Here is a 10,770-nt window from a genome sequence, read left to right on the forward strand (position 1 = left end):
CGTCACTCCCCCTCCCCCGCGTCACCCGCGTCACCCGCGTCTCCGGCATCACCGGCATCACCGGCATCACTGTCCGCAGCATCGCCCGAGGTGTCGCCCGCCGCACCGCCGCCCGTGAACGAGGCGTCGAAGTACGCCTCCGTCTCCCTCGCCTCGTCGATCAGCCCGGCCTCGGCCAGCGTCTCGATGGTCTGCCGCCAGTCCGCCTCGTCGGTGGTGCCGGGCGCCTGGCCCTCGGTGTTCTCCGTGGCCAGCAGCGGGATCGTCGCCTCCCACTGGTTGAGCAGCACCTCGGCGCTGGGCATCTGCGGATCGCCGTCGTCCATCGCCGCCACCGCGTCCTCCGGCGACTGCCGCGCCGCCTCGAACGCCTCCGAGGTGGCGGCCACCATCCGTTCCACCAGCTCCGGGTCGTCGGCGAGCGTCGAGCCGTGGGCGATCAGGCCGTTGCTGAAGAAGTTCAGCCCGGCGTCGGTGTAGCGCAGGTAGTTGACCTCCTTGCCGCTCTCGTGGGAGAGCGTCGGGCCCTGGTCGTGGGCGAAGCCGATCAGCCCGTCGACCTGGCCGACCATCATCGCGGCGTTCTTGCCGGCCGAGTCGAGGTTCTGCTGCTCCACGTCGCCCTCGGCCAGCCCGACCGCGTCCAGGTAGAGCGGGAAGGTGAGCGTGACCGCGTCGCCGGCGGAGACCGCGATGGTGCTGCCGCGCAGATCCCCGGGTTCCTCGATGCCGGTGTCGCTGAAGACCTGGACCGCCGAGGGCGTGGACTGGAGGAAGACGGCGACGGACCGGACGTTGACGCCCTGGTCGATGTTGGCCAGCACGGCGGGCGCGTCGGCCCAGCCGAAGTCGAAGTCCCGCTGGCCGACAGCCTGCACGGTCCTGGCCGAGCCCTGGCCCGCCTCGATGGAGAGCGAGATGCCGTGCTCCTCGAAAATCCCCTCCTCCACGCCGTAGTAGAAGGGGGCGTGTTCCCCGTAGGGATACCAGTTCAGTTGGAGCGTGACCTCGTCCGTGCCGTCGGCGGAGCCCGACCCGCCGCCGCCACCGCCGCCACCGCAGGCGGCGAGGGCGAGGGCGCAGGCCCCGGCGAGCAGGGCGGTGCGCCGGGCGCGCGCCGGGCGCGGGCGCGGCTGGCCGGTCGAACGCTTCGGACTGAGGGATGTGCGCAGGGCCATGGGTCATCCTTCGGTCGTGCGGGACGGAGGGAACGGGCGAGAAAGGTGCCGGGTGACGGAGGAGCAGGGTGACGGAGGCGACGCTGATAGGGGTGCCGAGGCGCGGGGAGTAGGGGTGGGGTGGTGCCGGGCGCGGCCCGCGCGAGACGGAGGGCGGCGGCGCGAGCCGGTCGTTCGGCCGCCGTCGCGGCGCGCCGTTCGGCCGCCGTCGCCGCGCGACGTTCAGCCGCGGTTGCGGCGCGACGCGTGCCAGGGGATCAGGAACATCTCGGCGACCTGGATCACCGCGAAGAGCAGCACCCCGAGCAGGGACATGATGATCAGCGCGGCGAAGAGCATGGCGGTGTCGATGTTCCCGTTGGCCTGGAGGATCACGTACCCCAGCCCCGAGTTGGCGCCGACGAACTCGCCGACCACCGCCCCGGTGACCGCCAGCGTGGCGGCGACCTTGAGCCCGGAGAGCAGCTCGGGGAGCGCGGCCGGCAGGCGGACCTTGAGGAAGGTCTTGACCGGGGAGGCGCCCATGGTCGAGGTGAGTTCCAGCAGTTCGGGGTCGACGGAGCGCAGCCCGCTGATGCCGGAGATCACCACGGGGAAGAAGGCCATCAGCACGGCCACCAGGATCTTCGGGCTGGTGCCGAAGCCGAGCCACACCACGAACAGCGGGGCGATGGCGATCTTCGGGATGACCTGGGCGAAGAGGATCAGCGGGTAGAACGTCTTCTCCAGCGTCGAGGAGTAGACCATCAGCACCGCGACCAGCACCCCGACCAGCGCGGCGATCGCGAAGCCGGCGAGGGTCTCCCGCGTGGTGACGAGCGTGTGTTCCCACAGGTAGTCGGGGTAGTCGGTGAACGCCGCCCAGGTGTCGGCCGGCGAGGGGATGATGTAAGGCTCGACCATCTCGGTGGCGGTGGCGAAGAACCAGGCCGCCACCACCAGCGCGAGAAAGACGGCCGGGTAGAGCGCCGCGACCAGCCCACGCGAGGCACGACGCCGCCGGGAGGGCCGCGGCCTCCGAACGAGCCGGGCCGAGGGGAGAGTTGGGGTCTGCCGGGTGAGTTCGGTCATGCGGACCTCGCGTCACGTTTCAAGGGACGATGGGGGAAGTCTCGCCGGGCTGGGAAAGCGCTTACACAACGATTCGCGGAAGCCGGGATAGCGCTTTCCCGTTTCGGGGATGTTAGGTACATGCCAGTTGGAGGGTCAATGCCCTTGCAAGGACCGGGACAGGGGAAGCGCAAGCCGAGGGCCAGGGCGTCCAGCGGCAATCCAACCCTGACCGACGTGGCCGCCCGCGCGGGGGTCTCGCTGGCCACGGCCTCGCGGGTGCTCAACGACAGCGACCGCAAGGTGGGCGCCGAGCACCGCGCGCGGGTGCTGCGCGCGGCGGCGGAGCTGGACTACCGCACGGACCTGTCGGCGCAGGCCATGGCGCGGGGCAGCTCCCCCGTGCTGGCGCTGCTCGTCAGCTCCATCGACGATCCCTACTTCTCGGCGATCGCCGAGGGCGTCGTCAGCTCGGCGCACACCCACGGCGTCATCGTGACCATCGCGATCACCGCACGTGACAGCGCGCGCGAGCTGACCTCGGTGCGCACGATCCGGGGCCAGCGACCGCGCGCGATCCTGGTCGGCGGCAGCCGCATCGCGGGGAACCCGCACACCGACGCGCTCCTCGCCGAGCTGCGGGCGTTCGCCGACAGCGGCGGGCGGGCGGTCTTCCTGAGCCAGCCGGCCGGCGGCCTCGGCGCGGTGCGCCCGGCCAACGCGGCCGGCGCCCGCGACCTCGGCACCGCGATCGCCCGCCACGGCTACCGCAGGGCGGCGGTGGTCACGGGGTCGGAACGGCTGGAGACCGTGACCGAGCGGACCGAGGGGCTGCGGCGGGGGCTTGCGCCGCTGGGCGGCGGGATCGCGGTGGTCGAGAGCGACACCTTCGACCGCTCCGGCGGGTACCGGTCCACGCGGCGGCTGATCGAGTCGGGGCGGATCGGCGGCGCCGACGTGCTCTGCGCGGGCAACGACTTCATGGCGGTCGGCGCGATGACGGCGCTGCGGGACGGCGGGATCGAGCCGGGCCGCGACATCGCCGTCACCGGCTTCAACGACATCGAGACGGCGGCGGACGTCACGCCCCAACTCACCACGGTGCGCTTCCCGCTGGCGGCGATCGGGCGGCGGGCGGCCGACCTCGCGCTGGGCGCGGACGGTCCGCCGAGCCAGGACATCAGCGTGCCGGGCGAGGTGATCATGCGGGCCTCGTGCCCGCCGCGTGACGGCGCGGTCGGGAGCGGTTAAGCGATTCCTGGGGGTTGTCCGGGTTTTGCCCGGGTCATGGATGTGAATCATCCTCAACTCCTGCGCACGTTATTGACACCCGATAGAGGCGACCGTAATTTCCAGCGATAGAAACCGCTTTCTGTCGAGCGAACGAGGGTTGCCTGTGTCTCCATCGTCGCCCTTCCTCCCGCACCTGACGAAGCGCCGCAACCGAGCCGTGTCCGCCACCCCCGCACCCCCCGTTCGCGACACCAGGTAGCGCGAATACCCGCGCGCCGTGGGCGCTTCCGCCCATGGGCGCGGCGAATTCGCGCATGAGTGATGGCCCATCAGGTTCGCGCAGGCCAGCGGCCGTTCCCGGCCGTGCGCAGGCCGAACCCCTGATACACGCCGGCTGAATCCGGCGTGAAATCGAGCACGGCCGACGGGCGTTACCGTCGCGCCGAACGCACGGAGATCATTCCGTCCTGCCCGTTCATTCGCCGTTTCCCCCGCCGCGCGTATCCGGCGCGGGTCACCGGCCGATCAGACCTGCCCTGCGCGCGCATTCCCGCACGCCCTAGACCGCCCCTTCGCCGATTCCGCCGAACGAACCGACGAAGGGGTTCTTCCCGAGTCGCACGAGTCGCATCAAAGGAGTCTGTCCATGCATGTGAGACCACGCGCCAGACGGCGCCGCCTTCCGGCGGCGACCCTGGGCGTCAGCCTGGTCGCCGCGGTGGTCCTGCCGATCGGCGCGGCCCAGGCGGCGCCGGAGGACGAACTGCCGCCGCAGGAGCCGGGAGTCACGCTGCGGGCCTTCGACGTCGGGCTCGAACTGGAGCAGATCTGCCAGTTGACCGAGGGCCAGACCCCCAACATCGACGTGCTGCGGCCGACCGTCGACTGGGAGTCCGACGAGGACTTCGGCGGCATCGGCAACAACTTCGTCGCCCATGTGATCGGGAACATCCACGTCCCGGACGACGGCACCTACGACTTCCGGCTGATCAGTGACGACGGCTCGCGTCTGTACCTGGACGACGAGGAGATCATCGTCAACGACCAGCGGCAGCCGCCGACGGCCGTCGACGGCACGGCGGAGCTGACCGCCGGGGCGCACGCCCTGCGCATCGAGTACTTCCAGGGCGCGTACGACAAGGCCCTGCGCCTGGAGTGGAGCCCGCCGGGGCAGGAGGACTTCGAGCTGGTGCCGGAATCGGCGCTGAGCACGGACGAGGGCGTCACCCGGGTGACCTCGCCCGGCGTGAAGTCCTGCTCCGACGTGGACGCCAGCCCCGGGGACGGCGCGCCGCTGGCGGGCGTGCACCCCAACTACGAGGTGACGGACCTGCGTCCGGAGGGCTACGAGCCGCGGATCACCGGCATGGACTGGTTCGACGACGGGCGCATGGTCATCACCACCTGGGCCGGCCGGGAGAGCTTCGACGGCGCGGTGGAGATCGTGGACGGCACGGTCGGCGAGGACGCGGACCCGGCGGACGTCACCACCGAGGTGGTGGCGACCGACATGAACGAGCCGCAGGGCGTGCTGGTCGAGGACGGCGAGGTCGTCGTCGCCGAGAAGCACCAGCTCAGCCGGTTGATCGACGCGGACGGCGACGGGATCTACGAGGACAAGGAGTCCCTGGCGACCTGGCCGAGCGGCGGCACCTACCACGAGTTCGGCTTCGGGCTGCTGGCCGACGAGGAGTACTACTACCTCAACCTGTCGGTGGCGATCACCCCCGGCGGCAGGACGACGGTCCCCCAGCACGTGGAGAACCGCGGCACCTCGGTGCGGATCGAGAAGGAGACCGGCGAGCTGGAGTACGTCGCCGGCGGCCTGCGCACCCCCAACGGCATCGGCTGGGGTCCCGAGGGCGAGGTCTTCGTGACGGACAACCAGGGTGACTGGCTGCCGTCCTCGAAGCTGCTGGAGATCGAGGAGGGCGCGTTCTACAACCACTACACGACGCCGCCCGGGCCGTTCGACGACCAGCCCGTCACCGAGCCGGTGCTGTGGCTGCCGCACGGCGAGATCTCCAACTCCCCGACCAACCCGATGGTGGTCCAGGAGGGACCGTTCGCGGGTCAGTTGGTCTTCGGTGACGTCACCTACGGCGGCATCCAGCGGGCCTATCTGGAGGAGGTCGACGGCCGGAAGCAGGGCGCCGTCTTCCGGATGACCCAGGGCCTTGAGTCGGGCGTCAGCCGGCTGGCGATCGGTCCCGACGGCTCGTTCTACGTCGGCGGCATCGGCGGGGGCGGCAACTGGGAGCAGCCGGGCAAGTTCCCCTACGGCCTCCAGAAGTTGACGCAGACGTCCGAGGACGCCGCGATGGACATCCTGTCGATGGAGGTCACGGAGTCCGGGTTCGACCTGACGTACACCAAGCCGGTCGCCGAGGACGTGGTGGAGAACGCGGCCGAGCGGTACGAGGTGGAGCAGTGGTCCTACACCCCGACGCAAGCGTACGGCGGGGAGAAGCGCAACGAGGAGGTGCTCGCGGTCACCGGTGCCTCCGTCTCGGACGACGGCCGCACGGTGAGCCTGGAGATCCCGGGGCTGCGTGAGGACCGCGTGGCGCACGTCCGTTCGCCCCGCCCGTTCGAGGCGGCCGACGGCACGGAACTGTGGAGCACCGAGGCCTGGTACACGGTGCACACCATCCCCAACTACGAGGAGCCGCCGAACGAGATCGGCGTCTACGAAGCCGAGGACGGGACGCTGGCCGGCCTGGCGGACATCGACGACGAGCACGGCAACCACACCGGTGGCGGCTATGTCGACGGGTTCGACAACATCGGCTCCCAGCTGACCTGGGACGTGTCCGTCGACGAGGCCGGCACCTACCCGGTGACGTTCCGCTACGCCAACGGCCCCAACCCCTACGTCGGCACCAAGACGATCTCGCTGGACGTCAACGGCGAGGACAAGGGCCAGATCGCGGTCGAGACGACCGAGGTGTGGAACGCGTGGGCGGACCACGTGGAGCAGTTGGAGCTCCAGGAGGGGAGCAACACCATCACGGTCTCGGCCGGCGAGGACGACGACCGCCACGTCAACTGGGACCATCTGCGGATCCAGCGGGAGCCGTGCGCCCCGGCGCAGCCGGACGAGGGCTACCGGATGCTCTTCGACGGCACCGAGGGCTCGCTGGCCGACTGGGACATGGCGGCGCCCGGTGACTTCATCCACCAGGCGGACTGCACGATCCGCTCGGTGGGCGGGCTGGGGCTGCTGACGCACCCCGAGGAGTTCACCGACTACCGGCTGAAGCTGGACTGGAAGATGGGCGGCGACGACAACTCGGGCGTGCACATCGGCGTCCCCGACCCGCAGGGCGACCCCGAGGTGCGCAACCAGGGCTTCGAGGTGCAGATCGACGCGACCGACGAGCCGGAGAAGACCACCGGCGCGATCTACAACTTCCAGGGCGCCGACATCGAGGCGCGCGACGGGGCGCTGAACCCGCCGGGCGAGTGGAACAGCTACGAGATCGTGGTCGAGGGCCTGCGCGTCCAGGTCTATCTGAACGACGTGCTGATCAACGACTTCGACACCGAGGGCGCCGACCCGGAGCGTGATCTCAGCTCGGGCCGCGTCGGGTTGCAGAACCACCACACCGGCTCGGACGTGTGGTTCCGGGACGTGCAGGTGATGCCGCTGGCCTGACCCGGCCGTCCGGGGAGCCGTGGCTCTTCGGAACGAGAAGCGGGAGGGGCGGAGACGGTGTACGCCGTCTCCGCCCCTCCCTTGTTCGGGACCAGCGGGGGTCCGGTCCCGAAGCGGGGGGCCACGCCCGACCAGGCCGGCCTGGTCGGGCGTGGGGTCCGGGGGTGGCTCCGCGTCCGTGCCCTGACGCGGAGCCGGTCACCGTGGTGCGGTGGTGACCCCGTGGGGGTGCTGCTCGGTACTGCCCGGTGGTGCGCGGTGGCGCGGGGTGTGGTCAGTGGTGCTCGGGGGTCCGCCGCTCGGGGGCCGGCGTCGGCTCGCCGCCGCCGTGGTCAACGGAGACCGCGCCCTTCTCCGCCGCGGCGACCCCGCGGAGGGCGAAGGCGGCCAGCAGCGTGGCTCCCAGCAGGAGCACGGCGCCGACGCCCGCGGCCAGGTTGAAGCCGTTGGTGTAGGCCTCGCGGGCGGACTCCAGGACGTCCAGGGCCAACTGCCCGTCCAGCGTGCTGGCGACGTGGGCGGCGCCGGCCATGGTCTCCCCCGCGGCGTCGGCCGCCTCGGCGGGGAGCCCTTCGGGCAGCGTGTCCTCGATGTCGTTGCGGAACACCGCGGTGCCGACGCTGCCCAGGACGGCCATGCCCAGGGCGCCGCCGAATTCGGTGGCGGTCTCGGAGAGCGCCGAGACCGACCCGGCTTGGTGGGTGGGCGAGATGCCCAGTGCGATGTCGACGACCTGGGAGAGGACGCCGACGACGCCGCCGCCGAGGATGCCGGCGCCCGCGATCAGCACCCACAGCGAGTCCGTGCCGACCTGGGTCAGCACCCCGAACCCGGCCGTGGCGACGGCGAACCCGACGACGATGACGGGCCGTCGGCCGAACGCCTGGGCCGCGGCGGCGGCGGCCGGCGCGCTCATCAGGACGGCGACCGAGGGCAGCAGGCTCCAGAGGGCGGCCTCCAGCGCGGACTTGCCGAGCACCGACTGGAGGTACTGGGCGGTGAAGTACGCCGAGCCCATCATGGCGAACATGACCAGCATGTTGAGGACCATGACCGAGCCGAACCCGGAGTTCCGGAAGAGCGCGGGGTCCACCATCGGGCTGTGGTACGTGCGCTGGCGGTAGACGAACAGGGCGGCGAAGCCGAGGCCGACCGCCATGCTCACCACGTAGGTGACGTCGTAGCCCTCGGCGGCGAACTCCTTGAGGGCGTAGACCACCGGCAGCACGGCCGCCATCGACAACGGGACGCTGACCAGGTCGAACTTGCCCGGGTTGGTGTCGCGGAACTCGGGGACCAGCAGCGGCATGGCCACCAGCAGCAGCACCATCGCCGGCAGGTTGATCAGGAAGACCGAGCCCCACCAGAAGTACTCAAGCAGCACGCCGCTGAGCACCGAACCGAGCGCCACACCACCGGCCATCGCGCCGGACCAGATGGCGATCGCGGCCGAACGCTGCTTGTCGTCCCGGAAGATGCGCCGCACCAGGCTGAGCGTGGAGGGCATCAGCGTGGCGCCACCGAGGCCGAGGAGCGCGCGGGCGGCGATCAGCATCTCGGGGCTGGTCGCGTACGCCGCGGCCAGCGAGGCGAGGCCGAACGCCGTGGCGCCGATGAGCAGCAGCTTTCGCGGACCGATGCGGTCACCGAGCGAGCCCATGGTGATCAGGAGGCCCGCGATGATGAACGCGTAGATGTCGAAGATCCACAGCTGCTGGGTGCCGGTCGGCTCCAGGTCGGCGCTGAGGGCCGGGATGGCGAAGTAGAGGACGGACACGTCCATCGACACCAGCAGCAGCGGCAACAGCAGGACGGTGAAGGCCGTCCACTCCCGCCGACCGGCGCGCGGCGGGAGAGAGGACGGGCCCGGGGGCGAGGGCACGGTGGCGTCTGTCATGGCACTCAATGTACACGCGTTTAATACGGCTGTCTAATACGGGCGTCTGAGACGCACGTCTGAGACGGTCGTCTAATAGAGCCGTTTAAAACAACCGTGCAGTACGCTGGCCCCATGGGAGCTCGTGACGATCTACTGGAGGGCGCGAAGCGCTGCCTACTGGACAAGGGGTATCTGCGCACCACCGCGCGCGACATCGCCGCCGCCTCCGGCGCCAACCTGGCCTCCATCGGCTACCACTACGGGTCCAAACAGGCGCTGATGCGCCAGGCCCTGCTCCAGGCCATGGGTGACTGGGCCGAGGACATGCAGCTGGCGCTCAACGCCGAGCTGGCCCCGGACATCGACCCGCTCGTCCGGCAGGAGCGCAGCTGGCAGCGGGCCGTCGAGCTGCTGGAGGAGCACCGGGGCCTGTGGCGCGCGCAGTTCGAGGCGCTGGTGCAGGCGGACGACGACCCGGAGCTGATGACGGTGCTGCGCGCCGCGCAGCCCGAGGCACGCCGGGCGTTGGCCGCCCTCTTCCAGGGCGTGCCCGAGGAGGAGGTGAGCAGCGAGGACGAGAGGGTTCTCGGCTCGTTCTACATGACGCTGGTGACCGGGCTGCTGATGCAGTACGCGGTCGGCCTGGAGGACAGCGCCCCCACGGGCGCGGAGTTCGCCCGGGCGCTGCGCCGCACCACGGGCTTCATCGCCGACGCCAGGGCCGAGGCGTCCGCCCCGCCCGAGGCGGCACCCCACGGCGACAACGGCGCGAGCGGCAGCTCCGGCAACGGCGACAACGGCCACGCCCGCTCCGCCTCGCTCACCGGCGGGCGTTAGGTCGTCTCGTTTGGATCTTCGCCGGTCGGCTTCCGGCGAAGACCCGAAAGACGGGCCCTGACCGGCCGGTTCAAGGGTGCGATAGGGGTTGGCCTCCGCGTCCGCCCCGCCCACCATGGCTTCGCCATGGCAGCGGGAGCGCGGGAGCGGGGATAAGGATGTCGAGAGCCGTAGACAGCGACCTGTGGATCCGCCGGTTCCACCCCGCCCCCGACGCCAAGGCCCGCGTGGTCTGCTTCCCGCACGCCGGCGGCGCCGCCAGCGCGTTCCACGCCGTCTCCGCCTCGCTCCACCCGGAGATCGAGGTGCTCGCCGTGCAGTACCCCGGCCGCCAGGACCGCCGTTCCGAGGAGCCGGTCACCGACCTGCGGACGCTCGCCGACCGGGCGTTCCACGCGCTGCGGCCCTGGCGGGAGGCGCCGCTGGCGCTCTTCGGCCACAGCATGGGCTCGGCCGTCGCGTTCGAGGTCGCGCTCCGCATGGAGGCCGAGGGCCGCCCGCCGAGCGTCCTGGTCGCCTCCGGCCGCCGCGCGCCCGCGCTGACCGGCACGGAGAACGTGCACCTGCGGGACGACGACGGCATCATCGCCGAGCTGCGCACCCTCAGCGGCACCGACAGCAGGCTGCTCGACGACCCCGAGATGCGCGAGGCGCTGCTGCCCTCGATGCGCGGCGACTACCGGGCCATCGAGACCTATGCCGGCGCGCCCGACGCCCGGCTGACCGCGCCCGTCGAGGTCTTCATGGGCGACAGCGACACCCAGGTCTCCCCCGAGATGGCGCGCGCCTGGGCCGCGCACGCCGCGGGCCCCTTCGGTCTGCGGTGGTTCACCGGCGGCCACTTCTATCTGACGGACCGTCACGCCGACTTCGTCGAGCACCTCTCCGAGGTGGTCCGCGCACACGCCTGACCTGCCAGGGAACCGCCCGGGCCG

The 10,770-nt window shown here is 71.2% G+C and carries 7 protein-coding genes; 4 read left to right on the forward strand and 3 right to left on the reverse strand.

What is annotated here, in order from left to right; all coding sequences use genetic code 11:
• Positions 1–2: 2 nt before the first annotated feature.
• On the reverse strand, positions 3–1,178 hold the full coding sequence (locus FH715_RS00315; protein WP_139639946.1) for an ABC transporter substrate-binding protein: 1,176 nt from the start codon (positions 1,176–1,178) through the stop codon (positions 3–5).
• 222 nt (positions 1,179–1,400) lie between these two features.
• Complete coding sequence (locus FH715_RS00320) at positions 1,401–2,249, reverse strand: ABC transporter permease (RefSeq protein ID WP_139639947.1); 849 nt, start codon at positions 2,247–2,249, stop codon at positions 1,401–1,403.
• Between the two features lie 138 nt (positions 2,250–2,387).
• Between FH715_RS00320 and FH715_RS00325 the strand changes: the two genes are divergently transcribed.
• Both FH715_RS00325 and FH715_RS00330 read left to right on the forward strand, forming a co-directional pair.
• Positions 2,388–3,479 (forward strand): LacI family DNA-binding transcriptional regulator, encoded by a 1,092-nt coding sequence (locus FH715_RS00325; protein WP_211367345.1) that lies wholly within the window; start codon positions 2,388–2,390, stop codon positions 3,477–3,479.
• A 628-nt stretch (positions 3,480–4,107) separates the two neighbouring features.
• Positions 4,108–7,119 carry a 3-keto-alpha-glucoside-1,2-lyase-like domain-containing protein gene (locus FH715_RS00330; RefSeq protein ID WP_139639948.1) on the forward strand — a complete coding sequence of 1,004 codons (3,012 nt, stop codon included), beginning with the start codon at positions 4,108–4,110 and terminating at the stop codon, positions 7,117–7,119.
• A gap of 274 nt (positions 7,120–7,393) precedes the next feature.
• Here the strand turns inward: FH715_RS00330 and FH715_RS00335 are convergent, their stop codons facing one another.
• Complete coding sequence (locus tag FH715_RS00335; RefSeq protein ID WP_139639949.1) at positions 7,394–9,016, reverse strand: MFS transporter; 1,623 nt, start codon at positions 9,014–9,016, stop codon at positions 7,394–7,396.
• A gap of 114 nt (positions 9,017–9,130) precedes the next feature.
• Between FH715_RS00335 and FH715_RS00340 the strand changes: the two genes are divergently transcribed.
• Together FH715_RS00340 and FH715_RS00345 are read left to right on the forward strand one after the other, a co-directional pair.
• Positions 9,131–9,835: a TetR/AcrR family transcriptional regulator gene (locus FH715_RS00340; RefSeq protein WP_139639950.1), complete on the forward strand. Its 705-nt coding sequence runs from the start codon at positions 9,131–9,133 to the stop codon at positions 9,833–9,835.
• 158 nt (positions 9,836–9,993) lie between these two features.
• Positions 9,994–10,746 (forward strand): thioesterase II family protein, encoded by a 753-nt coding sequence (locus tag FH715_RS00345; protein WP_139639951.1) that lies wholly within the window; start codon positions 9,994–9,996, stop codon positions 10,744–10,746.
• Positions 10,747–10,770: the final 24 nt, after the last annotated feature.

Source organism: Streptomyces sedi, from assembly GCF_006335015.1.
In the GTDB taxonomy this organism is placed as follows: domain Bacteria; phylum Actinomycetota; class Actinomycetes; order Streptomycetales; family Streptomycetaceae; genus Streptomyces; species Streptomyces sedi.

Coding starts and splice junctions, on each gene's coding strand:
- FH715_RS00335 (WP_139639949.1), bottom strand. CDS start 9,016: ATGACAGACGCCACCGTGCCCTCGCCCCCGGGCCCGTCCTCTCTCCCG.
- FH715_RS00315 (WP_139639946.1), bottom strand. CDS start 1,178: ATGGCCCTGCGCACATCCCTCAGTCCGAAGCGTTCGACCGGCCAGCCG.
- FH715_RS00345 (WP_139639951.1), top strand. CDS start 9,994: ATGTCGAGAGCCGTAGACAGCGACCTGTGGATCCGCCGGTTCCACCCC.
- FH715_RS00330 (WP_139639948.1), top strand. CDS start 4,108: ATGCATGTGAGACCACGCGCCAGACGGCGCCGCCTTCCGGCGGCGACC.
- FH715_RS00325 (WP_211367345.1), top strand. CDS start 2,388: ATGCCCTTGCAAGGACCGGGACAGGGGAAGCGCAAGCCGAGGGCCAGG.
- FH715_RS00340 (WP_139639950.1), top strand. CDS start 9,131: ATGGGAGCTCGTGACGATCTACTGGAGGGCGCGAAGCGCTGCCTACTG.
- FH715_RS00320 (WP_139639947.1), bottom strand. CDS start 2,249: ATGACCGAACTCACCCGGCAGACCCCAACTCTCCCCTCGGCCCGGCTC.